Origin of the sequence: Bacillus mobilis, from assembly GCF_001884045.1 — a bacterium.
GTDB lineage: Bacteria > Bacillota > Bacilli > Bacillales > Bacillaceae_G > Bacillus_A > Bacillus_A mobilis.
Genome location: NZ_MACF01000069.1, coordinates 80,749 through 106,462, shown reverse-complemented (window position 1 = coordinate 106,462; position 25,714 = coordinate 80,749). Strand labels below are relative to the sequence as shown.

29 protein-coding genes are annotated in these 25,714 nt (G+C 35.0%); 21 read left to right on the top strand and 8 right to left on the bottom strand.

Translation table 11 applies throughout. The features are described 5' to 3' along the window. Nucleotides 1-24: 24 nt before the first annotated feature. Together BAQ44_RS11175 and BAQ44_RS11170 are read right to left on the bottom strand one after the other, a co-directional pair. On the bottom strand, nucleotides 25-1,026 hold the full coding sequence (locus BAQ44_RS11175) for an LLM class flavin-dependent oxidoreductase (protein ID WP_061676457.1): 1,002 nt from the start codon (nucleotides 1,024-1,026) through the stop codon (nucleotides 25-27). Between the two features lie 105 nt (nucleotides 1,027-1,131). Further along, complete coding sequence (locus BAQ44_RS11170; RefSeq protein WP_071721702.1) at nucleotides 1,132-1,323, bottom strand: DUF3896 family protein; 192 nt, start codon at nucleotides 1,321-1,323, stop codon at nucleotides 1,132-1,134. A gap of 241 nt (nucleotides 1,324-1,564) precedes the next feature. Here BAQ44_RS11170 and BAQ44_RS11165 point away from each other — a divergent pair, with 241 nt between their 5' ends. Both BAQ44_RS11165 and BAQ44_RS11160 read left to right on the top strand, forming a co-directional pair. Continuing rightward, the gene (locus BAQ44_RS11165) at nucleotides 1,565-3,028 is read left to right on the top strand and encodes a flavin monoamine oxidase family protein (protein ID WP_071721701.1); all 1,464 of its coding nucleotides are present in this window, start codon (nucleotides 1,565-1,567) and stop codon (nucleotides 3,026-3,028) included. 84 nt (nucleotides 3,029-3,112) lie between these two features. Further along, the gene (locus BAQ44_RS11160) at nucleotides 3,113-3,697 is read left to right on the top strand and encodes a GNAT family N-acetyltransferase (RefSeq protein WP_063261326.1); all 585 of its coding nucleotides are present in this window, start codon (nucleotides 3,113-3,115) and stop codon (nucleotides 3,695-3,697) included. Nucleotides 3,698-3,721: 24 nt separating this feature from the next. Here BAQ44_RS11160 and BAQ44_RS11155 read toward each other — a convergent pair whose 3' ends face one another. Beyond that, nucleotides 3,722-4,624, bottom strand: coding sequence for an aldo/keto reductase (locus tag BAQ44_RS11155; protein WP_071721700.1), 903 nt, complete (start codon nucleotides 4,622-4,624; stop codon nucleotides 3,722-3,724). A gap of 165 nt (nucleotides 4,625-4,789) precedes the next feature. On the opposite strand from BAQ44_RS11155, the gene BAQ44_RS11150 reads away from it, so the two are divergent. Next, entirely contained in the window at nucleotides 4,790-5,740 is a 951-nt protein-coding gene (locus tag BAQ44_RS11150; protein ID WP_071721699.1) for a CobW family GTP-binding protein, read from the top strand. Between the two features lie 97 nt (nucleotides 5,741-5,837). On the opposite strand, the gene BAQ44_RS11145 is transcribed toward BAQ44_RS11150, so the two are convergent. Further along, nucleotides 5,838-6,308 (bottom strand): GNAT family N-acetyltransferase, encoded by a 471-nt coding sequence (locus BAQ44_RS11145; protein WP_071721698.1) that lies wholly within the window; start codon nucleotides 6,306-6,308, stop codon nucleotides 5,838-5,840. Between the two features lie 135 nt (nucleotides 6,309-6,443). Continuing rightward, a complete protein-coding gene (locus tag BAQ44_RS11140; protein ID WP_071721697.1) occupies nucleotides 6,444-7,394 on the bottom strand; it encodes a metal ABC transporter substrate-binding protein in 951 nt (316 codons plus the stop codon). 266 nt (nucleotides 7,395-7,660) lie between these two features. Between BAQ44_RS11140 and BAQ44_RS31025 the strand changes: the two genes are divergently transcribed. The 3 genes from BAQ44_RS31025 to BAQ44_RS11130 all read left to right on the top strand — a co-directional run bounded on the left by BAQ44_RS31025 (nucleotide 7,661) and on the right by BAQ44_RS11130 (nucleotide 9,142). After that, the gene (locus BAQ44_RS31025) at nucleotides 7,661-7,810 is read left to right on the top strand and encodes a hypothetical protein (RefSeq protein WP_168216100.1); all 150 of its coding nucleotides are present in this window, start codon (nucleotides 7,661-7,663) and stop codon (nucleotides 7,808-7,810) included. A gap of 115 nt (nucleotides 7,811-7,925) precedes the next feature. Then, nucleotides 7,926-8,585, top strand: a complete 660-nt coding sequence (locus tag BAQ44_RS11135) for an oxidoreductase (RefSeq protein ID WP_061676451.1) — start codon at nucleotides 7,926-7,928, stop codon at nucleotides 8,583-8,585. A 65-nt stretch (nucleotides 8,586-8,650) separates the two neighbouring features. After that, nucleotides 8,651-9,142: a DinB family protein gene (locus BAQ44_RS11130; RefSeq protein ID WP_071721696.1), complete on the top strand. Its 492-nt coding sequence runs from the start codon at nucleotides 8,651-8,653 to the stop codon at nucleotides 9,140-9,142. 400 nt (nucleotides 9,143-9,542) lie between these two features. On the opposite strand, the gene namA is transcribed toward BAQ44_RS11130, so the two are convergent. Further along, nucleotides 9,543-10,580 carry an NADPH dehydrogenase NamA gene (gene namA / locus BAQ44_RS11125; RefSeq protein WP_071721695.1) on the bottom strand — a complete coding sequence of 346 codons (1,038 nt, stop codon included), beginning with the start codon at nucleotides 10,578-10,580 and terminating at the stop codon, nucleotides 9,543-9,545. A 134-nt stretch (nucleotides 10,581-10,714) separates the two neighbouring features. On the opposite strand from namA, the gene BAQ44_RS11120 reads away from it, so the two are divergent. The 6 genes from BAQ44_RS11120 to BAQ44_RS11095 all read left to right on the top strand — a co-directional run bounded on the left by BAQ44_RS11120 (nucleotide 10,715) and on the right by BAQ44_RS11095 (nucleotide 15,584). Further along, nucleotides 10,715-11,167, top strand: coding sequence for a methylated-DNA--[protein]-cysteine S-methyltransferase (locus BAQ44_RS11120; protein ID WP_071721694.1), 453 nt, complete (start codon nucleotides 10,715-10,717; stop codon nucleotides 11,165-11,167). A gap of 7 nt (nucleotides 11,168-11,174) precedes the next feature. Next, on the top strand, nucleotides 11,175-12,188 hold the full coding sequence (locus tag BAQ44_RS11115; protein WP_084669504.1) for a DUF2628 domain-containing protein: 1,014 nt from the start codon (nucleotides 11,175-11,177) through the stop codon (nucleotides 12,186-12,188). 75 nt (nucleotides 12,189-12,263) lie between these two features. Beyond that, entirely contained in the window at nucleotides 12,264-13,925 is a 1,662-nt protein-coding gene (locus tag BAQ44_RS11110; protein WP_071721692.1) for a peptide ABC transporter substrate-binding protein, read from the top strand. Nucleotides 13,926-13,983: 58 nt separating this feature from the next. Beyond that, the gene (fosB, locus tag BAQ44_RS11105) at nucleotides 13,984-14,400 is read left to right on the top strand and encodes a FosBx1 family fosfomycin resistance bacillithiol transferase (protein ID WP_071721691.1); all 417 of its coding nucleotides are present in this window, start codon (nucleotides 13,984-13,986) and stop codon (nucleotides 14,398-14,400) included. A gap of 13 nt (nucleotides 14,401-14,413) precedes the next feature. Continuing rightward, a complete protein-coding gene (locus BAQ44_RS11100; protein ID WP_071721690.1) occupies nucleotides 14,414-14,959 on the top strand; it encodes a short-chain dehydrogenase in 546 nt (181 codons plus the stop codon). A 13-nt stretch (nucleotides 14,960-14,972) separates the two neighbouring features. Next, nucleotides 14,973-15,584 carry a phosphoserine phosphatase 1 gene (locus BAQ44_RS11095; RefSeq protein ID WP_063261336.1) on the top strand — a complete coding sequence of 204 codons (612 nt, stop codon included), beginning with the start codon at nucleotides 14,973-14,975 and terminating at the stop codon, nucleotides 15,582-15,584. A 44-nt stretch (nucleotides 15,585-15,628) separates the two neighbouring features. Here the strand turns inward: BAQ44_RS11095 and exsB are convergent, their stop codons facing one another. Beyond that, entirely contained in the window at nucleotides 15,629-16,171 is a 543-nt protein-coding gene (exsB, locus tag BAQ44_RS11090; protein ID WP_063261337.1) for an exosporium protein ExsB, read from the bottom strand. A 181-nt stretch (nucleotides 16,172-16,352) separates the two neighbouring features. Between exsB and cotH the strand changes: the two genes are divergently transcribed. The 8 genes from cotH to BAQ44_RS11050 all read left to right on the top strand — a co-directional run bounded on the left by cotH (nucleotide 16,353) and on the right by BAQ44_RS11050 (nucleotide 24,144). Then, nucleotides 16,353-17,429 (top strand): spore coat protein CotH, encoded by a 1,077-nt coding sequence (cotH, locus tag BAQ44_RS11085; protein ID WP_063261338.1) that lies wholly within the window; start codon nucleotides 16,353-16,355, stop codon nucleotides 17,427-17,429. A gap of 106 nt (nucleotides 17,430-17,535) precedes the next feature. Then, entirely contained in the window at nucleotides 17,536-18,153 is a 618-nt protein-coding gene (locus BAQ44_RS11080) for an NUDIX hydrolase N-terminal domain-containing protein (protein ID WP_063261339.1), read from the top strand. 104 nt (nucleotides 18,154-18,257) lie between these two features. Beyond that, a complete protein-coding gene (gene uptA, locus BAQ44_RS11075; RefSeq protein WP_000881202.1) occupies nucleotides 18,258-18,860 on the top strand; it encodes an undecaprenyl phosphate transporter UptA in 603 nt (200 codons plus the stop codon). A 96-nt stretch (nucleotides 18,861-18,956) separates the two neighbouring features. After that, complete coding sequence (locus BAQ44_RS11070) at nucleotides 18,957-20,336, top strand: putative polysaccharide biosynthesis protein (RefSeq protein ID WP_061676440.1); 1,380 nt, start codon at nucleotides 18,957-18,959, stop codon at nucleotides 20,334-20,336. A gap of 184 nt (nucleotides 20,337-20,520) precedes the next feature. Further along, nucleotides 20,521-21,462: a magnesium transporter CorA family protein gene (locus tag BAQ44_RS11065; RefSeq protein ID WP_000932392.1), complete on the top strand. Its 942-nt coding sequence runs from the start codon at nucleotides 20,521-20,523 to the stop codon at nucleotides 21,460-21,462. Nucleotides 21,463-21,660: 198 nt separating this feature from the next. Then, on the top strand, nucleotides 21,661-22,557 hold the full coding sequence (locus tag BAQ44_RS11060; RefSeq protein WP_061676438.1) for a permease: 897 nt from the start codon (nucleotides 21,661-21,663) through the stop codon (nucleotides 22,555-22,557). Between the two features lie 3 nt (nucleotides 22,558-22,560). Continuing rightward, the gene (locus tag BAQ44_RS11055; RefSeq protein ID WP_061676437.1) at nucleotides 22,561-23,442 is read left to right on the top strand and encodes a TIGR03943 family putative permease subunit; all 882 of its coding nucleotides are present in this window, start codon (nucleotides 22,561-22,563) and stop codon (nucleotides 23,440-23,442) included. Between the two features lie 195 nt (nucleotides 23,443-23,637). Beyond that, on the top strand, nucleotides 23,638-24,144 hold the full coding sequence (locus BAQ44_RS11050) for an acyl-CoA thioesterase (RefSeq protein ID WP_000141167.1): 507 nt from the start codon (nucleotides 23,638-23,640) through the stop codon (nucleotides 24,142-24,144). A 126-nt stretch (nucleotides 24,145-24,270) separates the two neighbouring features. Here the strand turns inward: BAQ44_RS11050 and BAQ44_RS11045 are convergent, their stop codons facing one another. Further along, nucleotides 24,271-24,357: a YjcZ family sporulation protein gene (locus BAQ44_RS11045; RefSeq protein ID WP_071721689.1), complete on the bottom strand. Its 87-nt coding sequence runs from the start codon at nucleotides 24,355-24,357 to the stop codon at nucleotides 24,271-24,273. A 160-nt stretch (nucleotides 24,358-24,517) separates the two neighbouring features. Here BAQ44_RS11045 and cls point away from each other — a divergent pair, with 160 nt between their 5' ends. Beyond that, on the top strand, nucleotides 24,518-25,702 hold the full coding sequence (gene cls / locus BAQ44_RS11040) for a cardiolipin synthase (RefSeq protein ID WP_071721688.1): 1,185 nt from the start codon (nucleotides 24,518-24,520) through the stop codon (nucleotides 25,700-25,702). The last annotated feature ends 12 nt before the right edge of the window (nucleotides 25,703-25,714 follow it).

Sequence of the window (25,714 nt, the reverse complement as noted above, 5' to 3'; positions counted from 1 at the left end):
AATTGATGTATCTCCCTTTTATCATTATAAATGAAAAGCATTTGCTAGTAAGCGATAAGAATTCAATTTATCTTCAAATCGATGAGTAATTGTAACAATCATAAATTCGTCAGTATTGTACGCTTTGCTTAAGTTTACGATTTGTTCTTTCACAGAAGATGGATCACCGACGATCATACGTTGACGATTTTCTTTTATACGGAATAGATCATAAGCGCTGTATGAATAGTTTTGTGCAGTTTCGATAGAAGGAGTACCAGTTGTACGCTTTCCTTGTTCTAGTAATAAGATTGATAAATCTAAACTAGAAGCAATTTTTTCCGCCTCTTCATTTGTTTCTCCGCAAATAACAAAAATAGAGACGATTGATTTTGGTTTGTCTCCTAAATAGGAAGGTTGGAATTGTTCCTGATAAGCCTTCATTACTTCAGGGCCACCGTATCCGTTAATAAACTGTGCGAATGCAAAAGAAGCACCTTGTTTTGCAGCAATCATAGCACTCTCTCCGCTAGAACCGAGCAACCACATCTCAGGAGATGTTGGAATCACAGGGGTAGCCTTTAAATTTGCATAATGATGGTTTTCTGGTACTTGATCATGTAAGTACATTGCAACATCTGCAATTTGTTCTGGATATTGATCCAGTGAGACCATTTTTCCTTCTTGTAGTGCGCGAGTTGCAATTGGCATACCACCAGGTGCTCTGCCGACACCAAGGTCAATACGATTTGGATAAAGAGCTTCTAAAACGCGGAAATTCTCGGCAACTTTATACGGGCTATAGTGCGGTAACATAACACCACCTGAACCAACTCTCATACGATCCGTTTTTGCTGCAATATGAGAAATAAGTATTTCAGGACTTGAACCAGCAAGGCTGACGGAATTATGATGCTCAGATACCCAAAAGCGTGTGAATCCTAGTTTTTCAACTTCTTGTGCAAGTGTAACTGTATGAGAAAAAGCTTGGGCTGCTGTACTACCATCTGAAATAGGTGATTGGTCTAATACACTTAATTTGATCATAGAATATACCTCTCAATCTTAATGTACATCCTATTATATATTTACTTACGAAAAATGCGTAATAAAATGCTCAAAATAAGAAGTGGATACATCCTATATTTACTTCTAACGAGAAAAGCCCCGTTCATAATGATTCATTTCGAATAAGTCTAAAATATATTCATAGTTATCAACCTCAAGATTTAATTGTTCACGCTCTTTTTTAGATAGATGCTTACTACTAAGTTTATTGCATAGTTGTTGTTTCTTTTCTTCTAAATACTTCTTTGTATTGTGGTATTCGTAAGTTTGTTTCATTTTCAACCACTGCTTTTTTGCTGTTGCTATATTATACGAAGCGTGAAGATATGTGAGAGCTATCTCTTATGTATTTTTAGTGAATATTCCACTTGCTATGTTGTTATGTTTATAGGAATTTATGAATAAAATGCACTAAACGACTAATGCCCATAAAAGCCCGATTGGTTCAACTAATAATCAGTATGGGAAGAGCCCCCCACTGATTATAGTTTCACTTTACGAAGTAAGGGGTGGAATTGTGCAGAAAGATATAATGTATAACACTGAGATGGATGAAGTGTTGAAAGTTATAAATAAAGGATTAAAGAAGACGACGCGCCCGAAGCAAATTATTGTAGTAGGCGCAGGCATGGCTGGATTAGTTTCGGCATCTTTATTAAAAGCTGCAGGACATGAAGTAAAGATTTTTGAAGCAAACAACCGAGTAGGTGGCCGTATAGAGACGGTTAGAATGGAAGATACCGGATTATATTTGGATGTAGGGGCAATGAGAATTCCATATTCGCACACATTAACGATGGCATATATAAGAAAATTTAGGCTACAGGTAAGCCCTTTTATTAATAGGAATGAGACGGATATTATTTACGTAAATGGACGGAAAACGACATTAAAACAATATGAAAAAGACCCAAGTATATTAAAGTATCCTGTGGAAATGAATGAAGTCGGGAAAACGTCTGAGGAGCTATTATTGTTAGCGGTACAGCCAATTATAAATTTTATAAAAAAGAACCCAGAGAAAAATTGGGATATTGTAGTAAAGGATTTTGGGAGATACTCGACAGGGCAATTTTTAAAGTATCATCCTTATCAATATAATACTTACTTTTCACCAGTAACAATTGAGATGATCGGTGTTTTATTAGATTTAGAAGGTTTTTTAGAAAGGTCATTTGTAGAGACGTTACGCTTTTTATATATTATGCAAGAGGAGAGTGGATTTTGTGAAATTGTGGGAGGGAATGATAGATTACCAAAGTCCTTTTTACCACAATTAGAAGAAAATATTATATATAATCAAAAATTAATGAAGCTGCATCAGCATGAAAACGGTGTGACAGCTTTTTATCGAAACGAGGAAACCTTTGAATATAGTAGTATTACAGGGGATTTAGTTATTATTACAATTCCATTTTCGACAATGCGCTTTGTGGAAGTAGATCCATTTGATTCTATATCTCATGAAAAATGGAAAGCAATTCGTGAATTGCATTATATGCCAGCAACGAAAATAGGAATGCAATTTAAAAGTCGATTTTGGGAAGACCAAGGACAATTAGGTGGCAGGATTATAACGGATTTGCCAATTCGTTATGCCTATTATCCAAGTCACGGAATTGGAGAGAAAGGACCTGCTATGATGTTAGGCAGCTATACATGGTCTTATGATGCGTTGTTATGGGATGGGTTATCAAAGGGAGATCGTATTTATTACGCATTACACAATTTGGCAACGATATTAGGTGGTCAAGTATATGATGAATTCATGTCTGGAATATCAAAAAGTTGGACATTGGATCCATATGCACTTGGAGGATTTGCGCTATTTCAGGCTGGTCAAGAATCTGAACTACAACCAGCAATTATAAAACCAGAGGGGAGATTATATTTTGCAGGTGATCATACAACGTTATATCACGGATGGATACAAGGTGCGATTGAATCGGGCGTCCGTGTTGCGGTAGAGGTGAATGATTAAAATGTATAAAATTCAGAAATTTCTTTACTGTATAGTTTGAGATGGATATTATTATATATAAAAGAATTAAAAGGAGTGTTGAAAGTGAATCCGTTATTATTCGATTTTCCTTCTGAATTTTATACTGAAAGGCTATTTATTCGAATGCCGAAACCAGGTGACGGTAAAGCTGTATACGATGCAATTGGAGCTTCTATGCAAGAATTAAAACCATGGATGGTTTTTGCGCAAAAAGAGCAAACAGAGGAAGAAGTAGAAGTGAGTATTAGAAAATCACATATTCAATTTTTACAGCGTGAGGATTTAAGATTACTAGTTTTTTCGAAAGAAACAGGTGAATTTATTGCATCCGCTGGATTACATCGTATTAATTGGGATATACCTCAATTTGAAATTGGATATTGGATTGATTCAAGGTTTAGTGGAAAAGGCTATATGGTAGAGGCTGCAAAGGGTATAACGAATTATGCTTTTTCTGAGCTAAAAGCAAATCGCGTAGAAATTCGATGTGATTCTTTAAATAAGAAGAGTAGGGCTATACCTGAGAAATTAGGCTTTAAGTTAGAGGGTACATTGGAAAGTGCGAGTGTAGCGGTAGATGGAAATGGATTAAGGGATATGTGTGTATTTGCCATGACTAGAAATACATATGAAAAAGAAGAGCTGTAAAGAAACAGCTCTTCTTTTTGTGTATTATGGTACAGGATGTCCATTAGAGCTTTCGAAAATTGTAAACCATTGTTGACGATCTAAATTGACTTTTGTAGAAAGAGCGGCTGTTTTAACACGATCTAATTTACCAGATCCAACGATTGGCATCATATTAGCTGGATGAGCAAGTAGCCATGCATACATAACTGTATCGATGCTAGTAACACCTAGTTCAGTAGCAACCTTCTGTAAAGTTTCACGTACACGTACGGCACGTTCTGATTGACCAGTAAAGATTTCTCCGCCAGCAAGAGGCGACCAAATCATAGGATTGATTCGTTTTTCTTGGCATAAATCAATTGTTCCTTTTTCGAAATGCTCAAGATGTATCGCAGATACTTCAATTTGATTTGTAAGGAGCGGGAAATCTAAATAGGAACTTAACATATTAAACTGTGAAGGTAAAAAGTTAGATACACCGAAGTGGCGGACTTTGCCTTCTTGTTTTAAACGCGAGAACGCTTCTGCTACTTCATTTGGATCCATAAATGGATCAGGGCGATGAATGAGCAATACATCAATATAATCTGTATGTAAGTTTTGTAATGAGTCTTCCGCGCTTTTTATTATATGTTTAGCACTCGTATTGTAGTGAGCAACATATCGATCTGGAAATTTCGGTGATGGGGGAGCGATTCCACATTTTGTGACAATTTGCATGTCTTCACGTAAGGAAGGCTTGAGTTGTAACGCTTCTCCAAATAATCCTTCACACGTATAGCCGCCATAAATATCAGCGTGATCGAAAGTAGTAATTCCCATCTCCATACAAGCTTCAATGAAAGAAAGTAACTCTTGCTTTGTCATATTCCATTCTGCTAAACGCCAAAAACCTTGAATAATACGAGAAAATTCTAGTGTTTCGGCCATTTGAACTCGTTCCATTATAAGTACCCCCTTGAGGAATGAATAATTTTTTGAAAAGGCTTTCCTGCTATGTATTATTATATAGTTACAGTGTCGTACATACAATAAATATGTTTTGCTACAAAAACGATTTTCTCTGTATGCTATAATGTAGAAACATATAGCTATAAGGAGATGTAATGGATGATTCCAGTAACAATATTAACGGGTTTTCTAGGGTCAGGGAAAACGACATTATTAAATCGTATTTTATCAGAGAATCACGGTCAGAAATTAGCAGTGATTGTAAATGAAATAGGGCAAATTGGTATTGATAATCAGTTGATTATGAATGTCGAAGAAGAGATTATGGAGATGACGAATGGGTGTTTATGTTGTACTGTACGTGAAGATTTACTCGTCGCTTTAAAACAATTACTGGACGTAAAAGCAGAAGGGAAAATGGATTTTGATGGATTAGTAATTGAAACGACTGGTCTTGCAAATCCAGGTCCGATTATTCAAACATTCTTTTTAGATCCTGTTATTCAATCCGCATACCAAATTAACGGTGTTGTAACAGTAGTAGATAGTTATCATATACATAAACATTTTGAAAAAGGACTAGAAGCAAAGGAACAAATTGCATTTGCTGATGTCGTTTTAGTAAATAAATTAGATTTAGTGGATGAAAGTGAAAAGGGAAATCTCTTGCAGGAACTACAAGGTATTAACCCAACTGCAAAGTTAATTGAGGCGACTAACTGTGATGTGGATATTCAATCGTTACTACAAATTCAGACGTTTAAAACGAAAGATACGTTACAAATTTATCCTCATACAGAGCATAATCATCTAGAAGGTGTAAAGTCGTTTGTACTACGTGAAGAACGTCCGTTAGATTTACAAAAACTAAATGAATGGATGTCAGCTGTCGTTCAAGAACTAGGTGAATATTTATATCGCTACAAAGGAATTTTATCGATTGATGGAGTAGATAAACGGATCGTTTTCCAAGGTGTGCATACACTGTTTGCTGCATCATACGATAGAGAGTGGCAAGAGGGCGAAGAACGAGTAAGTGAAGTCGTGTTTATCGGAAAAGATATTAACAAAGAATGGTTCCAAGAACATTTTGAGGAGTGTGTGAAATAAGTCTGCATATATTGCAGGCTTATTTTTTGGAATTAACTAAGTACTCTATGGAAAAATGCTAGATTGCAAAAAACGAAGGATAATAAAAAGCCCGTTTTCACAGGCTTGTATGTTCATCTAATAGTAACTCCATTACAACACCTACAACTGGGCCTTCGTCATCAATATCGCCATTTAAGCGGAAGCCAAATGACTCGTATAATCCCATTGCGAGTTTGTTGTCTGGATGTAAACTTAAATAAATTATTTTACATTCAAATTTATCTTGTAAGAATTGAATGAGTATGCGAAGGAAACGTTTTGCGTATCCTTTTCCTTGATATTGCTCGTCAATCATAAAGCGATCTAACCATACGCTTTTACGTTTTTCACAATACCATCCGTACATTGCATATCCTACAAGTGTTTCTCCATCGTATAAACCCACTGACGTTCCGTTTCCTTCAAATAATGATTCTGCTAGAGAAAACGCATTGCTTTCAATAAATTGCTGCTGGTCTTTTGCGACGTTTAAAGCAGCTACCGAACGCCAACTTTTTTCTGTTACTTCACAAATGTGAAGAGTCATAATTCCAACTCACCTTCTAAATTAATATAGCTTAAAAGCTAATATGGATAATTTTACTTATTATTTTGGTCAAGTCAAGTAAGGATAAATAAAAAAGAAGCTGCATGACATATGCAGCTTCTTTAAAAAAGTTGATTAGTTAGTAGCTTCTTTCAATGTGTTTACGTTTTCTTCCATTAAAGTGAAGTAATCTTTATTGTTCTTCGCATCATCTTCAGAAATAGTAGCAAGATGATTTAAGCGTAAAATTTTTGTACCCGTTTCTTTTTGAATGACAGATGCTACTTTTGGAGTAGAGAAAGTTTCAAATAAAATATATTGTAGATTATGTTCTTTTACTGTTTTTGTAATGTCAGCAAGTTGTTTTTGAGATGGTTCATCAGAAGCTGAAATACCCGCGATAGCAATTTGTTTTAGGCCATAGCGTTGTTCCCAGTAACCATAAGCCGCATGAGAAACTAAAATATCTTTCGTTTTTGCATTCGCAACAGCTGCTTTAAATTGATCATCTAGATCAGTAAATTTTGTTTGAAGTGCTGCGAAGTTTTTTTCGAACTCTTGCTTATGGTCAGGTTGTAATTCTACAAGCGCATTTTTAATTTTTTCTGCCTGTTTCATTGCTAAAGTAGGATCTAACCAAATGTGCGGGTCTTTATCGTGATGATGTTCATTCTCTTTATGACCGTCTCCATGATCATGATGCTCTTCTTCTGTAGAAGTACGCAGTTCAATACCTTTTGATGCATTTACAATTTTAACATTTTCTTTTTGCAATGCTTTTTCCATTTTTTCAGCAAATGGTTCTAATTCAGCACCGTTATAAACGAATAAATCGGCTTTTGCAACTTGTACGGTTTGTTTTTGACTTGGTTCGAATGTATGAGAATCTGCACCAGGCGGGTAAATCGCTTCAACAGTTACATAGTCGCCACCAATTTTTTTTGCGAAATCAGCAAGAGGAAAAATAGTTGTATAAACAGTTAGTTTTCCATCTTTCTTGGCCTTACCTTCTTTTTTATTTGAGCAGCCAGTAAAAATTAAAGTGAAAATAAGTAAGAATGAAAATATAGTCAATCTTTTAGGCATGAAATTCTCCTCTTTTCTTTTTTACGGATATATTTTCCCCAATTATAGAAGAAAAATATCATTTTAATACAAAACGGAATAATTACGTTTTAGTTTGCGAACTTAGTATAATACATCTTTTATAAAGTTGCAATAAATAATAATCATTCCGATTTGATTTTGTTATAAAGTTGTCAAATATAGAGGTGTTATTTTTGCGAATACATGCATATGTGACAACGCTGTGTTCATATATATGAAAGGAGGGTGTAGAGGGGGATGAGTGTTTGGGTTACTTAATGGAAGCTATTTTATTGATATTAGCGGTAGTATTCCCATTAGCCTTAGTCTTAATTTTTTTAAGAAGATTAATAAGTAATTTAGGAGATGCATCAACAGTCACAAAATTACGAGAGAACGATGAGAAAAAAGAGTGAGTAAAGCACTATGCGTACGCATAGTGCTTTACTTGTGGTAAAATGAGAGAAGGAAACTCCTAAAAGTTGTATTTTACTGAAGGAGAGAAAAGTAAAATAAGAGGTATATGCATATATGAATAAGCGAACAGCGTTAGTACTTGGTGCAAGTGGTTTAGTTGGACAAGAGATAACGCGTCTATTACTTGAATCAGATTACTACGATTCGGTTACTATTTTTGTAAGAGAACCAATACAATGGCAACATGAAAAGTTACAGCAAAAGCAAGTAGATTTTTCAATGTTAGAGGAATATAAAGAGTTTTTTGCTGTAGATGACGTATTTAGTTGTCTAGGAACAACGATCAAAAAAGCAAAAACAAAGGCAAATTTCAAAAAGGTAGATTATGAATATACGTTACGAGCTGCTTGTTTAGCTGAAAAACAAGGGGTGCAAAATTTCCTAGTTGTGTCCTCGATGGGAGCAAATCCTAAATCATTTTTCTTTTATTCGCAAGTTAAAGGGAAAATGGAAGAGGAATTACAAAAATTAGTGATTGGTGGTATTCACATTTTTAGGCCGTCATTATTAGTAGGAAATCGACAAGAATTTCGTTTTGGAGAACGAATGGCTGAAAAGTTATCTCGTATGATTCCATTTATATTTAAAGGGGCTTTCAAAAAGTATAAACCAATTTCAGCGAAAGATGTGGCGAAAGGGATGTATATCACTGCATTGCGAGAAGAAACAGGTATATATTTTTATAACTCAAATGAAATTACAACGATAGAATAACAAACGAGAAGAATGATATGTACTAGTCCATACTTTTTAAGGGGTTGCAAAAGGAGGATATACGAATGAGTAAAAAAGAAATGTTGCAAAATGGAATTCAGCAAGTTTTTTACGAAGAAGCATGGTATCCACCTATATCAGACGCGTTAAAGGATCTTACCGCTGCACAAGCGTGTTGGCAACCAGAAGGAAGGGCTAGTAATACAATTTGGGAAAATGTAAACCATTTACTTATTTTTAAAGAACGCCTGCTTGCCCGCTTACACGAAGATGAAACATTTGTTGCACCACAAAATAATGATGAAACGTTTGTCCAAGGTGGATGTAATGATGAAGATGCTTGGCAACGAACAGTGTTGCGAACAATTCAAGTGCATGATGCTTTACAATCTGTATTAATATCCCTTCAAGAAGCAGAACTAGATCGACTAACCCCTTCTCTTCCAATTTGGCAACAATATCAGAACATTCTTTTGCACGACGCTTATCATACAGGACAAATTGTACAAATTCGCAAGCTTCAAGGTTCATGGCCAGCGCATCGTTCCTATTTATAAACGAAACAAACGAATTTAAAACAGTATACTATTATAATAAAAAACAATTTCCTACTTAATTTGAGAAATTGTTTTTTTATTACTTCAGTTGTGATCCATATTATTGAATGTGGATTGTAACCTTGTCGCATATTTAGAGTGTGAATATGCTTGTTTTGTTCATTGAGTTTAATTGTTTTTATATAACGTTATTTAAGTGTATAGCTGCATGTAGTGAGAATAAGGAGATAAAAAATAGGCGTATCAAGCAAAATGTTGATACACCTTAAAATGATATTATAAAATAACATACATTGTCTTGTAGTATACTTTTAATTTCTCTGTAAGTAGTCGTACATAATATTCTCGGTTTTATCCCGCTTTAATGGGCAGTAAGACCCCCACTGATTAAAGTTTCACTTTATTTATTCGTTTGGATTTTCCCTGGTGCTCGCTTGTATTGGTATGGTTCTTGTAACTCAAAGCCAAGTTCATTGGCGGCTATTCTTGGGAAGTAAGGATTGCGAAGTAACTCACGTCCGATAAAAATTAAATCTGCTTCGTTATTATTTAAAATTTGTTCTGCCTGTGCCCCGGTCGTAATTAATCCAACAGCACCAGTTGCAATGTTAGCATGTTCTTTAATATGTTTAGCGTATTGTACTTGATACCCAGGATATACATCGATGTGTGCCGGTACAACAGCCCCAGAACTACAGTCGATTACATCTACCCCTTGTTCTTTCATCCATTTTGTATACTGAACGTAATCTTGAACCGTTAACCCATCAGGATGATAGTCATTTGCTGAAATACGAACGAATAACGGTCCGTTCCAAACTTCATTTATTGAGTCAATAATTTCACGTAAGAAACGATAGCGATTTTCAGGTGAGCCTCCATATTCATCAGTCCGCTTATTAGAAAGTGGAGAAAGAAATTCATTAATAAGATAACCGTGAGCACCATGTATTTCAATAACGTCAAATCCAGCTTGTTTTGATCGTATTGTAGCCTGCTGAAAAGCGAATATAGTATTTTTTATTTGCTGTATATTCATTTCTACTGGTATTTTCATTGTTTCATTAAACGGAATTGCGGATGGAGCGAGAGCATTCGTTTCTAATTCTGCTTTTCTTCCGGCATGAGCGAGTTGAATGGCAGCTTTTGCACCGTTATCATGTATAAAAGTTGTTGTTTTATGTAAGCCTTCAATTAGGCTGTCATCCCATATACCTAAGTCTTTGTTAGAGATTCTTCCTTCCGGTAACACGGCTGTCGCTTCAATCATAACTAAACCAACTTGACCGGCAGCTCTCGTTCCGTAATGAACGAGATGGAAATTAGTTACTTGGCCATCCTCGTTTTCTGATGAATACATGCACATAGGTGACATAACGATACGGTTTTTTAATGTAACGTCCTTAATTGTATAAGGTGAAAAAAGTTCGGAATTCATCCAATAGCCTCCTAGATTGAATTTTCTTACATTGTATCATTCTCTTTTTTGTTTTCCCTAATAAAACGCTTATACGAAAAATTTTGTCTATTCGTGTTACAATAATTAATATGAATTGAATTGGAGGATGACATATGTATCAGGCTTATTATGAAAGTGAATTAGGTTTGCTGGAAATTACAGCGAACGATAAAGGAATTACGTCTGTTATATTTGTTGATGAGAGACAAGAAGAACATAAAAATGAAACGATAGATCGATGTATAAATGAGCTAGATGAATATTTTAAGGGGAAAAGAAAAGAGTTCACGGTCCCGCTGTCTGCTGAGGGAACATCATTTCAAAAAAATGTATGGGATGCGCTCTATACTATTCCTTATGGCGTAAGTGCTTCATATTTAGATATTGCAGAGAAGGTTGGAAATACGAAAGCGGTACGAGCGATAGGAGGAGCGAATAGTCGTAATCCAATTTCAATTATCGTTCCGTGTCATCGTCTAATAGGAAAGAGCGGGAAGCTTGTTGGGTATGCTGGTGGTTTATGGAGGAAAGAGTGGTTATTAAAACACGAAGGTATTTTGAAATGACGTATGGATGAGAAGAGGGATTGTTTTGAAGTGTATAAATTGTGGGCAACTTTGCAAGGGAAATCAGTTGAATTGTGAAAGTTGCCAGCGGACCTTGCATAATGAACAAGGTGAAGGAAGCTCGCAAATAGATAAGGAATTAGAAGTATATGTAGGAAGACAATATCCACATTACAAAAGGAAATGGGAGCTTGAGGAAAAGCGGATTGCTAGATGGAGCTGGAATGGTTGGGCAGCTATTTTTAATGTAGGTTGGCTTGGATATCGTAAGTATTATGTACCTGCAGCTTTATTTATATTGTTATTATTAGCATGCGATGCATTTTCTTATTATATGGGTTTCAACGTAGCACTGCCGATCATTAATATGGTGCCTCTTACGTTTTTATTGCTCGTTTTTATTTTATTTGGAATGGCGATTTTTGCGAATGGATTATATTATCAATTTGCAGAAAGGCGTATATATCGAATAAAAGCACGAGAAATTCAAGATGAATCGGTTGAGAAGTATCTCATTCGTGATAGTGGTGGAACGAGTAAAATGGGAGCGACAATTGTTACGATTTTAGCAGTTGCTAGTATCTTTTTCAGCCATTTCTTTTTCCCGACTGATCGAGATATTATCCAAAAGGTTCGTACAGGCTCACTATATGAATATCCATTCTTTTCTATTGGTGAATCGTTTGAAAATTATTTTAGAAATCCAGGTTGGGTATATTATCGTGGCACCGAAGGATTAGAATTGGTAGAGTTCCAAGGAGAAAGTCCTGATATGCCAAGGAAAAAGGTGAAAATCCAATTTGTTGTTGATTATAAATTGGGCGAGATTGAGCCGTACTCATTGACGATTAATGGAGAATCCAAAAATGAGGAAGAGTTTTTGAAGATAATGGACGAAATATTTAAAGTTCAAAATCCATTTGACATAGAGGATGGATTACAAGTAAAAAGAATAGAAAAAGAAGCGGATAGAAGGGCGTTCTATCCGCTTCTTTTTTTACTGTACAAAAATAATATTTGAAATAATCTGAATCTTTTGTATAATGGTATGTATTATACTACTTTCATTTATACATATAGATTGGGGGAAGGAAGAATGAAGAGAAGGGTAACAACGATTGCTGCAGTTGCATTATCGACAAGTGTATTAGTTGCAGGTTGCGGAACTGGGGAGAAGGCATCTACAACGAAGAAAGAAGCAGGTAAGGGAGCAGCAGATAAGCAAGTATTAAACTTATTAGAAGCAGCAGAAATTCCTTCAATGGATACGTCAAAATCAACAGACTCTGTATCATTCCGTGCCTTTGTCAATGCAATGGAAGGTTTATATCGTTTAGATAAGGATAATAAACCAACTCCGGGTATGGCAAAAGATGTGAAGATTAGTGAAGATAAAACGACATATACATTTGAATTACGAGATGCAAAGTGGTCTAATGGCGATCCAGTTCGAGCGCAAGATTTTGTATTTGCATGGCAACGCGCATTAGATAAAGCAACGGCAGCTGAGTATGCATTTATTTTATTTGATGTGAAAAATGCACAGAAAGTAAATAAGGGAGAATTACCGTTAGATCAATTAGGAGTAAAAGCAAAAGATGATAAAACGTTAGTAGTAGAATTAGAACAACCAGCACCATATTTCCTTGAGCTTACTTCATTCCCAACATTTTTCCCTTTAAATGAAAAATATGTGAAAGAACAAGGGGATAAATATGCATTAGAAGCAGATAAACTATTATATAATGGACCATTTACGATGAGTGAATGGAAACATGAACGAAGCTATCAGCTAAAGAAAAACCCTAATTATTGGGATAAAGATACTGTGAAGTTAGAAGAAATTAATGTGAATATTGTGAAGGAAACGAGCACAGGAGTAAATTTATATGATAGTGATCAAGCGGATCGAGTTATTTTAAGTTCTGAATTCGTTGATAAATATAAAAAGAATAAGCCAGATGAATTTAAAACGAAGTTAGATCCGCGTATGTATTTCTTACGTTTTAACCAAAAAAATGCAACGTTTAAAAACCAAAAAGTTCGTGAAGCGATTGATCTAGCATACGATAAAAAAGGAATTGCCAATGTTATTTTAAATGACGGATCATTACCAGCATATTTCTTAGTACCTGAGAAATTTACGACAGGACCAGATGGAAAAGATTTCCGTACTGTAAATAAAAATTTCCGTGATAGCAAAGATAATGCAGAAAAAGCAAAAAAATTATGGGAAGAAGCGAAGAAAGAGCTTGGCCAAGATACAATTACAGTAGAATTTCTAAATGATGATAACGGTAGCCGTAAAAAAGTGGGCGACTTTATTAAAGAAGAGTTAGAGAAAAATTTACCTGGTATTAAAGTGAATTTGAAACAACAACCATATAAGCAGAAGCTAGAGTTAGAAAAGAAATTTGAATATGAATTCTCATTATCTGCATGGAGTCCAGACTATCCGGATCCAATGACTTATATTGACATGTTTGTTACTGGAAGCTCATTTAATGAAATGGATTATTCTAATCCGAAGTATGATGATTTAGTAGCGAAATCAAAAGGAGAGCTACTAAAAGATGATAAAGCACGCTGGAGTGCCCTTGCAGAAGCTGAAAAAATCTTAATTGGTCAAGATGCTGCTATTTCTCCTGCGTACCAACAAAGTACGGCATATTTAGAAAAACCATACGTGAAAGGTATTGCGAATCATACGTTTGGTGGGGACTTCAGTTATAAATGGGCATATATTACAAAGAAATAGTATAATAAAAGATGAGTGAATTTTTGCTCATCTTTTATTTGTATAGGAGGAATTAGAGTTGTTAAAAGGAATCAATCATCTTTGTTTTTCAGTATCTAATTTAAAAGATTCTATTACATTTTATGAAAAAGTATTGGAAGGGGAATTATTAGTTAAAGGGAGAAAACTCGCATATTTCAATATATGCGGGGTATGGGTAGCGCTTAATGAAGAAACACATATTCCGAGAAATGAGATTCATGAATCTTATTCGCATATTGCGTTTTCAGTTGAACAGAAAGACTTTGAACGCCTACTGCAGCGATTAGAAGAAAACGATGTTCATATTTTACAAGGAAGAGAACGGAATGTAAGGGACTGTGAGTCTATATATTTTGTTGATCCTGACGGCCATAAGTTTGAATTTCATTCAGGGACATTGCAAGACCGACTTAATTATTATAGAGAAGATAAACCTCATATGACATTTTATTAAGGGAGGAAAAAAGTTGCATGCGCTAGTAATTGGCGGGACAGGAATGCTAAAGAGAGTCTCTATGTGGCTTTGTGAGAAAGGATTTCATGTTTCTATTATTGGACGAGATGAAGTGAAATTAGAAAATGTTAAGCGAGAGAGTGCTGCGCCAGAAAGGATCACATGTCTATCATTAGATTATCACAATAATGACGATGTAAAGCTAGCTATTAAAAGTACAATTGAGAGGAATGGTCCAATAACAGTAGTTGTCGCATGGATACACGCAAGTGCGAAGGGTACGTTATCACTCATTTGTAGAGAATTAGACTTATTGTCTGAAACATACAATGTTTTTCATATTTTAAGTAGTAAAGCGTCGCGTATGCCCGCACAAAAAATAGGAGGTACGCGGTGTAGTTACCATAGAATAATATTAGGTTTTATATTAGAAGATTCATACGGGAGATGGCTTACCCATGAAGAAATATCGGATGGGGTAATAAAAGGAATTGAGAGCAATTGTGATGAATACATTGTAGGACGAGTAGAACCGTGGGGATTGCGGCCAACATGGTAAGGGGGAATGAGAAATGAAGACAACTGTATATGTAACAAGGCACGGTGAAACAGAATGGAATGTAGCGAAGCGAATGCAAGGACGGAAAAATTCTGCTTTAACTGAAAATGGTATGCTACAAGCTAAACAATTAGGAGATCGAATGAAAGATTTATCTATCGATGCGATTTATAGTAGTCCGAGTGAAAGAACGCTACATACTGCAGAGCTAATAAAGGGCGATCGTGATATACCGATAATTGCGGATGAGCATTTTTATGAAATTAACATGGGTATATGGGAAGGACAGACAGTCGATGATATAGAAAGGCAATACCCAGACGAAATACAATTGTTTTGGTATGAGCCACATCTTTTTCAGTCAACATCAGGAGAAAATTTTGAGTCTGTTTATAAAAGGGTAATTGAAGGGATACAGCTTCTTCTAGAAAAGCATAAAGGAGAAAGTATATTAATTGTTTCCCATGCGGCAGCGGCAAAACTACTTGTAGGACATTTCGCAGGTATTGAAATAGAAAATGTTTGGAATGATCCATTTATGCATAGTGCTAGTCTTAGTATAATAGAATTTGAAGAAGGTAAAGGTGAAGTGAAGCAATTTGCAGATATAAGTCATTTTCAGTAAGCATAAAAAAAGGCCGTGAAAACGGCCTTTTTTTATATGAAAAACTAGCAATTACGTTTTTTGTACCAGAAGTGATCGAATTTCTTGTTTTTGCAAGATGGGAATTTATGTCCGCCATCTTTGCAATCGTTCCATTTCTTTCCGTCATCACACGAATCGTCGCAAGAGCCACCGTGTCCGTTCGGGAAGAATTCGCATTTTTTACAGTAACATCGTTTAGTCCAGTAAAATTTCTTTTCAAAGCGTACACATTTTGTAACGAATGTGCAATGCTTTCTGCGAGTACGTTTTGTAACTAAAACGCATTCTTTTCTACGTGTTACTTTCGTAACGAATGTCCATTTTTGAACGCGCACACGAGTACATTTTGTAACAAATGTCCACTTTTTAACGTGAGTACATTTTGTAACGAACGTACAATGTTTCACGCGAGTACATCTTGTTCTTGGGCATTTACAATCTTCGCTACAATCTATTTTTGTCGTGCAATCATCATCGCACTCAAATGTACTTGGATCTTGATGTAAGAAATCTTCCATCCCCGCACTTTTGATTTCCTCGACAGCTTTTCTAATATCACGTTTCATAGAAATCCTCCTTATCATGTATTCAGGTGAAAAGGTATTCTTTTTCCTTAACATGATATGAGATATGACGTCTTTCTGAACAGGACAAGAGTGTAATTTTATATAAATAGATGATAGCGGATGTATGGACAAGACAAGGCGCATACATTGAATGAAGAGAACTGAGAAGGGATGAGAAAACATGCTGCCTTCATATGATTTTTTTATTCATCCAATGTACGTAGTGGAATTGAAAAAAGACATTTGGTCAGACAGTCCAGTGCCAGCCAAATTAACTTATGGAAAAAAGAAGTATGACATTGATATCGTATACCGAGGGGCTCATATTCGTGAATTTGAGAAAAAGTCTTATCATGTTATGTTTTATAAACCAAAAAAGTTTCAAGGTGCGAAAGAGTTTCATTTAAATTCTGAGTTTATGGATCCGTCTCTCATACGAAATAAATTATCTTTAGATTTTTTTCATGATATTGGTGTACTTTCACCAAAATCACAACATGTATTTATAAAAATTAATGGTCAAATTCAAGGTGTATATTTACAGTTAGAATCAGTTGATGAAAACTTTTTGAAAAATAGAGGATTACCAAATGGTTCTATTTATTATGCGATAGATGATGATGCGAACTTTTCTTTAATGAGTGAGAGAGATAAAGATGTTAAGACAGAGCTTTTTGCGGGATATGAATTTAAATGCTCGAATGAAAATAGCGAAGAACAGCTGAGTGAATTTGTATTTCAAGCGAATACTTTGAAGAGGGAAGCTTATGAAAAAGAAATTGGAAAGTTTTTGCATGTAGATAAATATTTAAGATGGTTAGCTGGCGTCATTTTTACGCAAAACTTTGATGGTTTTGTTCATAACTATGCGCTATATCATAATGATGAAACAAATTTATTTGAAGTGATACCGTGGGATTATGATGCGACTTGGGGGCGTGATGTACAAGGAAGGCCGCTAAATCATGAGTATATTCGTATTCAAGGCTATAACACGTTAAGTGCAAGATTGTTAGATATACCTGTTTTTAGAAAACAATACCGAAGTATTTTGGAAGAAATATTAGAAGAACAATTTACCGTTTCATTTATGATGCCGAAAGTTGAAGGTTTGTGTGAATCGATTCGTCCATATTTACTTCAAGATCCATATATGAAAGACAAATTAGAAACATTTGATCAAGAAACTGATATGATTTATGAATATATAAATAAGCGAAGAAAGTATATACATGACCACCTACATGAATTGGATTAATTTTGAAAGAGATTGGAACATTATCAATCTCTTTTTTTGTATAATAAAGATGTATCAGTAGAACTAACTTAATATGCAATTAAAAGAGGATGGGAGATGTGGAAACATGACGGTAAAGTGGATTGATTGGGTAAAACAAATACAAGCTATAGCCCAAGCGGGTTTAACGTATTCTAAAGATGTGTATGATATAGAGCGATTCCAACAATTACGGGATATTTCCATTTCGATGATGTCACATTACACAAAGACAGATTGGGAAGTTGTAGAGAAGTTATTTGCAAATGAGACAGGTTATCAAACACCAAAAGTTGATATAAGAGCAGTCGTTTTTCAAAATGAAAAGTTATTATTTGTGAAAGAAAAAAGTGATGGGAAATGGGCATTGCCAGGTGGATGGGCTGATATCGGTTATACGCCAACAGAAGTAGCAGCGAAAGAAGTTATAGAGGAGACGGGTTATGAAGTAGATGATTTTAAACTACTCGCTATATTTGATAAAGAAAAACATCAACCATCGCCTTCAGCAACACACGTATATAAAATTTTTATTGGTTGTAAGATTATTGGTGGCGAAAAGAAAACGAGTATTGAAACAGATGATGTGGAGTTCTTTGGCGAAAATGAATTGCCTAATTTATCGATTGCTAGAAATACCGAAGAGCAAATTAAAGAAATGTTTGCCTACATGAAAGAATCTCAGAAAGAAATATTAATAGATTAATCATGCGCATGCCAATCAAATTGTTGGAATGAAGATATTGGCAGAATGCAACCTTTATGTAATAATGGGATGGTATGTGAAGAAAAAAGGAGATAGAAAATAAAATGTTAGCAAGCATAATAGATCAGTTATTGCAATTTTTTGCAAGCTTAGGTTACTTTGGAGTAGCGCTAGCTTTAATGATTGAAATTATCCCGAGTGAAATTGTACTATCGTATGCGGGCTTTTTAGTTGCAGATGGTAAAATTAGCTTTGTCGGTGCAGTCATTGCTGGAACAATCGGTGGTACGTTAGCTCAAATATTTTTATATTGGCTTGGATACTATGGAGGACGTCCAGTTGTAGAGAAATACGGGAAATATCTACTTATTAATAAACATCATTTAGACATAGCGGAAGGTTGGTTTAAGCGTTACGGAGCAGGAGTAATCTTTTCTGCGCGCTTTATCCCAGTCGTACGTCACGCAATCTCTATTCCGGCAGGATTAGCTAAAATGCCGTTAAAACTATTTACACTGTATACTGTAGTTGCGATTATTCCATGGTCAATACTATTTATATACTTAGGTGAAAAGCTTGGTGGAAATTGGAGACATATTAAAGAGTATGCATCTGATTACACACATTACATAATTATAGGAGCTGTTCTCTTTGTTGCTTTATACTTCGGTTTAAAGTATTTCAAAAAGAAAAAAGCAGCGCGTTAAAGTCAATGATTTTTCATTGGCTTTTTTATTTGTTTCGGTTCTAAAAAAAAGGAGTTGTCCATAATGTGTAATAATAAAGCGTAGCGGAGGAATGTGATGAAAGGGTCACCGTTTATACGTGGAACGATATTTTTAACGATGGCAACGATGATATCTAAAATGTTAGGGTTTATATATGTTATACCATTTACAGCAATGGTTGGTACGAGTGGGTACGTTTTATACACATATGCATATCGTCCATATACGATTATGCTCAGTATTGCAACGATGGGACTACCACTGGCAGTTTCGAAAATGGTATCAAAATATGATCAACTGAATGATTATCATACGGTTAAGAGAGTGCTAAAGAGCGGTATCTTTTTTATGTTGATAATGGGAGTAATCTCATGTTTAACCCTATATATATTAGCTCCACATTTAGCTAAACTTGTAATCGATGGAAATGATCAAACAGGGAATAGTGTAGCGGCGGTCACAACTAATATTCAAATTGTAAGCTTTGCGTTAATACTTGTACCGGTAATGAGTTTATTAAGGGGATTCTTTCAAGGGTTCCAATCGATGGGGCCTTCTGCTTTAAGTGTAGTGGTAGAACAATTTTTTCGAGTCTTAACCATTTTGATAGGAAGTTTTGTCGTTTTATATATTTTAAAAGCTTCTATCTCTCTAGCTGTTGGTATTTCAACGTTCGGTGCCTTTATGGGAGCGATAGGTGGATTAACGGTTTTAAGTGCGTATTACATTAGAAGGAGAAAGCACTTAAAGAAAAAAGAAATGGCAAGTATTCCGCAAACAACGAAATCTTTTTTCTCGCTTTATAAGGAGCTCTTTACATATTCAATCCCGTTTGTTGTCGTTGGTTTAGCAATCCCGTTGTATCAGACGATTGACACATTTACAATTAATAAACTACTTATACAAATAGGCTATATGCAAGGCGAAGCAGAGAAGATTAATGCAATAATTGGTCTTGTTCAGATGGTTGTACTTATCCCAGTTTCCGTTGCGACTGCTTTTAGTATGTCTCTCGTACCTGAGATGACAAAAGCCTATACAGCAGGAAATGTGAAGTTACTGTACAAACATTTTACGAGGACGAATGTATTAGTAGTAGGTATTACGGTACCAGCAGCAATTGGAATGATGTTGCTAGCAAAACCAGTATATACGCTTTTATTTGGTGCCGGCAATGACCCGGAGATGGGGAGAGTGATTTTACAGTATTATGCTCCTGCCTGTATACTATTTTCGCTATTTACAGTAACAGCTGCGATGTTACAAGGAATTAATCAACAACAGAAAACAGTGCTAGGATTAGTGATTGGCATTATTGTGAAAATAGTTTTAAATATTGTATTGCTTCCGTATTTCGATTATGTAAGTTTTATTATTTCAACATACGCTGGTTATACGATTTCAGTTGGCTTTAACTTGTGGATGCTTTCTAAATATGTTATAAAGGCAACATAAGCTTTTTAAGGCAGAGAGCACTCTGTCTTTTTCTTTGTTTATAATATTTTTCTTATAAAAACGTTTTCAAAATAATTTTTCTATTGAAATTTAAACGTATGTTTCATATGCTGAGAATGGCGGTTCAAAAACTGTTCTGTAAGAGAGGTAGATTCCTACATGTAAAAAGAATCGGGGTGATAGTATGTTAAATATTTATTTAACAGACCGAAACGGAAAACTACAAGAGGTTGAGGAAATGCAAAAGGGTTGCTGGATTAATGTACTTCATCCAACGGAAGAAGAAATTCAATATCTAGTACAAACTTTAAATGTAGACTTAGATTTCATTAAAGACCCTTTAGATGATGAAGAACGCTCTCGTATTGAAAAGGAAGACAATAATACTTTAATAATCGTGGATATTCCAACAGTTAGACATGATGAAGAAGGAAATTCGATTTATGACACGATTCCAATAGGTATGATTGTCATGCCAGATTGCTTTGTGACAATTTGTTTAGAAGAAAATCCAATTTTTGAACGTTTTATTAATCAACGTATTAAAGAATTTTATACGTTTAAAAAGACACGCTTTGCACTTCAGCTCTTATATACGATTTCTACTTATTATTTAAGATACTTAAAGCAAATTAACAGAAAAACAATCGATTTAGAGCATCAATTAAATAAGTCGATGAAAAATAAAGAGATTTTCACATTGCTAGGCCTTGAAAAAAGTTTAGTTTACTTTACAACATCATTAAAGGCGAATAAAATTGTAATTCAAAAATTAATGCGTAACAGTACATTTTTAAAAATGTATGAAGACGATCAAGATTTATTAGAAGATGTATTAATTGAAAATAAACAGGCTATTGAAATGGCGGAAATATATAGTCACATTTTAAGTGGAATGATGAATACTTTTAGCTCCGTTATATCAAATAATTTAAATAGTGTTATGAAACTGTTAACGTCTATCACAATCATTTTATCGTTACCAACGATGGTTTCTAGTTTCTTTGGAATGAACGTAAAGGTTCCGTTTGAAGGGGAAGCACATGGTTTTGTAATTGTACTCATAATATGTGTAACACTATCTTTCACATTAGCGTTTGTTTTTTGGAAGAAACGTTACTTTTAACGAGAAGAAAGCTGCTCTAGCATAGTTGTGAAACTGCGCTAGAGCAGCTTTTTTGCTATGAAATCCAAAGTTTTGAATCGAATATAACCTATAAAATGTAATGTATATGAAGTGAGTGTATTCCGTATAAGTCTTGTCCAATTAATAAAATAGGGTTAAAATTACATATTGTTAATGAAAAGTTGGAGGAAATACATCATGGAATTGTTTCAATTACCGAAAGCATTCCTGCAAATGAATACAATCTTTATCTCCATATTAATCGAAGCACTTCCTTTTGTGCTCATTGGTGTATTTATTTCAGGATTCATTCAAATGTTTGTGACAGAGGATATGGTAGCGAAATGGATGCCGAAAAACCGTTTTCTGTCTGTTTTAATGGCGACTTTTTTAGGTATGATGTTTCCGGGTTGTGAATGTGGAATTGTTCCGATTGTAAGGCGATTAATCGGAAAAGGGGTTCCGCCATATGCCGGGATTGCATTTATGTTGACTGGGCCAATTATTAATCCGGTTGTATTATTTGCAACATACGTTGCCTTTGGAAGTAGTATGCACATGGTATGGTATCGTTCTATTGTAGCGATTATCGTAGCAATTATCGTTGGAATTATATTATCATTTAAGTTTAAAGAACATCAATTAAGAGATGATCACTTCCCAGAAGTGAATCATAAGCGTCCATTACGTAAAAAAATGTGGGATGTATGTACGCATGCTGTTGAGGAATTTTTCTCGATGGGAAAATATTTAGTATTAGGTGCCTTAATTGCAGCTGCAGTTCAAACGTTCGTACAAACTTCAACACTGCTTGCTATAGGACAAGGGCCGTTTTCTTCACCAGCTGTTATGATGGGACTTGCTTACATTTTATCACTTTGTTCAGAAGCGGATGCATTTATTGCTTCGTCATTCCAAAGTACATTTTCAACAGCATCACTTGTCGCGTTCCTCGTATACGGACCGATGGTGGATATTAAAAATATGTTTATGATGCTTGCAACATTTAAAACGAAATTTGTAATTGTCGTTACAGTTACAGTTACACTTGTTGTTTATGCAAGCTCACTACTCATTTATGCGATGGGGTGGTAGATTATGTTTCGAGCATATATATTATTAGGTTTTACAATCTTAATCGCGCAGCTTCATATTTCAGGTAATATTACGAAGTATATCAATATGAAGTATGCCTATTTATCAAAAACAGCAGCTATTATTTTAGGTTTTTTAACGGTCGTTCAAATTATTATCGTTTTCCAAAAAGAACATCAAAAAGAAAAAGAAAGAGAAAAAGAACAGCACAATTGTGGTTGCGATCATAGCCATTGCGGACATGATCATTCAAAAGATGAGAATACATGGTGGAAAAAAGCATTTTCGTACACATTGTTTTGTTTTCCGATAGTCTCAGGATTGTTTTTCCCAATTGCAACGCTAGATTCAGATATTGTTAAGGCGAAAGGGTTTCATTTTCCTGTTGCGCAAGCAGAAAGTAAAGATCCATTTATGACAAGGCAATTTCTAAGACCTGACACGAGCATTTATTACGGGAAAGAAGGATACCGTGGTGTAATGGAAAAAGGGAAAAAAGAGTTCGTTACGAAAGATAGTATTACTTTAAAAGATGAAGATTTCCTAAAAGGGATGGAGACAATTTATAATTATCCTGGCGAGTTTACTGGGAAAAAATTATCTTTTAAAGGGTTTGTTTTCAAAGATGATTCTTCTAAAAAAGAACAATATTTCTTATTCCGTTTCGGTATTATACATTGTGTAGCGGATTCTGGTGTATATGGTATGTTAGTGAAAAAACCAGAAGGAGTAGAATGGAACAATGATGATTGGATTCAAGTTGAAGGAGAAATAGCAACGGAATTTTATCAGCCATTCCATGCGAACATTCCGGTTTTAGAAGTAACGAAATGGAATAAAGTTGAACAGCCGAAAGAACAATATGTATTTAGAGGAGCCGATTGATCACATCGGTTCTTTTTTGTGGACTAAGAGTTCTGAATGTTGTTAATATTAAACGTGTAGTGATAGTAAGTTCATACTGTTCTAATGTTAATGGGAAATGGAACTCTTACCGAATTTCTTTGCTCCAGCCGAATTTTGTGGTGGGTAGTTCACTGTCTGCAAATAGTGGATTAAATAATCAAAGAGGTGATAACAATGACTGAAGTAAAGGGAAAAACAGCTAATGAATCCAGAGTGTTTAAAACGAGCCGAGTATTTCCAACAGATTTAAATGATCATAATACGCTATTTGGTGGAAAAATATTAGCCGAGATGGATATGGTTGCTTCTATCTCAGCAACGAGGCATGCAAGAAAAGAATGTGTCACAGCATCTATGGATTGGGTAGATTTCTTACATCCTGTTCGCTCTTCAGATTGTGTTAGTTATGAATCTTTTGTAATTTGGACGGGTAGAACTTCTATGGAAGTATTTGTGAAGGTAGTAGCAGAAGATCTCATTTCAGGTGAGAAACGTATAGCAGCAACATCATTTGTTACATTCGTTGCACTTAGTAAGGAGAATAACCCGGTTCCAGTTCCTCGAGTAATCCCTGAAACAGAAGAAGAGAAAGAATTACATCGCATTGCTGTGTTGCGTGCAGAACAACGCCATATACGTAAGGCAGAGAGTAAGAAAGTAGCTACATTACTAACTTTTTGAATTGAATATGTAGTCGTTAAAGGTATTATAACGGACTGAAATGTTTTTCATATGAAAAGCGGACACCTAAAAATAGGTGTCCGCTTTTATAGTTTTTTCATCCACATATCATACGAAGATAACTACTTAGCAGAAGCAAGCAGCACCGACGATGATCAAGAGGATAAATAATACGACTAATAGCGCGAATCCATTACCTTGTGCGAAGCCCATTGTTATTTCCTCCTTTTATTTTAAGATACAACATACAATATGCAAATGAGCTATCGTTTGATATGGACATATATCATGGAATGACATATTTTCTTGAATGATAATGTATTAAAAAAGGGAAGATATAGAAATAACAGTAAGTGGAGAAAGGAAAATATCCATGAAACACTTTTTCGCTGTACTCCTTTTTTTAGTAGGTGTATTCATTTGGATGAACATCGATGTGGAAATGGGGAAAAAAATGGCTAGTGAATATGAATTAGGACAAGTTCGATTAGGTGACTTTCAACTATATACGAACGGCGAAGAGTTATATAAGAATTTATTTGAGGATATACGTAATGCAGAAAAGTACATATATATCCATTTTTATATTGTAGGTAAAGATGAAATAAGCCAAGAATTTTTGCAGTTGCTCGAGAAAAAGGCATCGAGCGGAGTAGAAGTAAAATTGTCAGTCGATCGAATAGGTGGATACAAGCTGAAGAAAAAGATAATTCGTCAATTAAAAAGAAACGGTGTCCAGTTTACGTTTAGTAAAAAGCTTAAACTGAAACATGTATTCTATTCATTGCATCAACGGAATCATAGACGTATTGTTACGATAGATGGGAAGATTTCATATGTCGGCGGTTTTAATATTGGAAAGGAGTACCTTGGACAAGATCCGAAATTTGGTCCGTGGCGTGATTATCATGTACGAGTCAATGGGAATGGTGCTACCGATATGGAAAGAAAATTTGCTGCTGACTGGAAAGAAGATACAGGAGAAATAATGCCTGTACATGAAAGTTTACCTGCAATAGGGGATGTGAATTATCAATATTTATTTTCAGATGGAAAAGGTTTATGGGAGAAATATGGAGGGCTTTTAAAACAGGCTAAAAAGTCTTTAATTATTGCTACGCCATATTTTGTACCAAGTAAAGAAATGATAAATGAGTTAAAAGATGCATTACATCGCGGTGTCAATGTGAAAATTCTCGTACCATTTAAAAGTGATGCGGTATTGTTAAAACAAGCGGCTTATCCATATTTGAAAGATATGAACGATGATGGAGCAGAAATTTATCAATATCGAAATGGTTTTTTTCACGGGAAAGTAACGATCATTGATGGAGAAATTGTCGATATAGGTACAGCGAACTTTGATAATAGAAGTTTTTATTTAAATTGTGAATCTAATTGTCTCATATATGATAAAAAAGTTGTTGCTGACGTATGGAACCGATTAAAAGTAGATTTTCATAAATCAAAAAAATTTTCGAAAGAAGATTTTGAGAAAATTAGTAAATGGGATTGGTTTTTAGCAAGAATAGCAAATGTTATAGCATCATATTTATAGTGTATATACAAA

What these genes read in the sequence shown, in the direction of transcription:
- BAQ44_RS11135 (WP_061676451.1), top strand. Translation starts at nt 7,926, where the DNA reads ATGAATAAGCGAACAGCGTTAGTACTTGGTGCAAGTGGTTTAGTTGGA.
- BAQ44_RS11170 (WP_071721702.1), bottom strand. Translation starts at nt 1,323, where the DNA reads ATGAAACAAACTTACGAATACCACAATACAAAGAAGTATTTAGAAGAA.
- BAQ44_RS11155 (WP_071721700.1), bottom strand. Translation starts at nt 4,624, where the DNA reads ATGGAACGAGTTCAAATGGCCGAAACACTAGAATTTTCTCGTATTATT.
- BAQ44_RS11130 (WP_071721696.1), top strand. Translation starts at nt 8,651, where the DNA reads ATGAGTAAAAAAGAAATGTTGCAAAATGGAATTCAGCAAGTTTTTTAC.
- BAQ44_RS11055 (WP_061676437.1), top strand. Translation starts at nt 22,561, where the DNA reads ATGTTTCGAGCATATATATTATTAGGTTTTACAATCTTAATCGCGCAG.
- uptA (WP_000881202.1), top strand. Translation starts at nt 18,258, where the DNA reads ATGTTAGCAAGCATAATAGATCAGTTATTGCAATTTTTTGCAAGCTTA.
- BAQ44_RS11060 (WP_061676438.1), top strand. Translation starts at nt 21,661, where the DNA reads ATGGAATTGTTTCAATTACCGAAAGCATTCCTGCAAATGAATACAATC.
- exsB (WP_063261337.1), bottom strand. Translation starts at nt 16,171, where the DNA reads ATGAAACGTGATATTAGAAAAGCTGTCGAGGAAATCAAAAGTGCGGGG.
- BAQ44_RS11045 (WP_071721689.1), bottom strand. Translation starts at nt 24,357, where the DNA reads ATGGGCTTCGCACAAGGTAATGGATTCGCGCTATTAGTCGTATTATTT.
- cls (WP_071721688.1), top strand. Translation starts at nt 24,518, where the DNA reads ATGAAACACTTTTTCGCTGTACTCCTTTTTTTAGTAGGTGTATTCATT.
- cotH (WP_063261338.1), top strand. Translation starts at nt 16,353, where the DNA reads ATGCTGCCTTCATATGATTTTTTTATTCATCCAATGTACGTAGTGGAA.
- BAQ44_RS11065 (WP_000932392.1), top strand. Translation starts at nt 20,521, where the DNA reads ATGTTAAATATTTATTTAACAGACCGAAACGGAAAACTACAAGAGGTT.
- namA (WP_071721695.1), bottom strand. Translation starts at nt 10,580, where the DNA reads ATGAATTCCGAACTTTTTTCACCTTATACAATTAAGGACGTTACATTA.
- BAQ44_RS11140 (WP_071721697.1), bottom strand. Translation starts at nt 7,394, where the DNA reads ATGCCTAAAAGATTGACTATATTTTCATTCTTACTTATTTTCACTTTA.
- BAQ44_RS11080 (WP_063261339.1), top strand. Translation starts at nt 17,536, where the DNA reads ATGACGGTAAAGTGGATTGATTGGGTAAAACAAATACAAGCTATAGCC.
- BAQ44_RS11050 (WP_000141167.1), top strand. Translation starts at nt 23,638, where the DNA reads ATGACTGAAGTAAAGGGAAAAACAGCTAATGAATCCAGAGTGTTTAAA.
- BAQ44_RS11095 (WP_063261336.1), top strand. Translation starts at nt 14,973, where the DNA reads ATGAAGACAACTGTATATGTAACAAGGCACGGTGAAACAGAATGGAAT.
- BAQ44_RS11145 (WP_071721698.1), bottom strand. Translation starts at nt 6,308, where the DNA reads ATGACTCTTCACATTTGTGAAGTAACAGAAAAAAGTTGGCGTTCGGTA.
- BAQ44_RS11120 (WP_071721694.1), top strand. Translation starts at nt 10,715, where the DNA reads ATGTATCAGGCTTATTATGAAAGTGAATTAGGTTTGCTGGAAATTACA.
- BAQ44_RS11070 (WP_061676440.1), top strand. Translation starts at nt 18,957, where the DNA reads ATGAAAGGGTCACCGTTTATACGTGGAACGATATTTTTAACGATGGCA.
- BAQ44_RS11110 (WP_071721692.1), top strand. Translation starts at nt 12,264, where the DNA reads ATGAAGAGAAGGGTAACAACGATTGCTGCAGTTGCATTATCGACAAGT.
- BAQ44_RS11175 (WP_061676457.1), bottom strand. Translation starts at nt 1,026, where the DNA reads ATGATCAAATTAAGTGTATTAGACCAATCACCTATTTCAGATGGTAGT.
- BAQ44_RS11115 (WP_084669504.1), top strand. Translation starts at nt 11,175, where the DNA reads ATGAGAAGAGGGATTGTTTTGAAGTGTATAAATTGTGGGCAACTTTGC.
- BAQ44_RS11150 (WP_071721699.1), top strand. Translation starts at nt 4,790, where the DNA reads ATGATTCCAGTAACAATATTAACGGGTTTTCTAGGGTCAGGGAAAACG.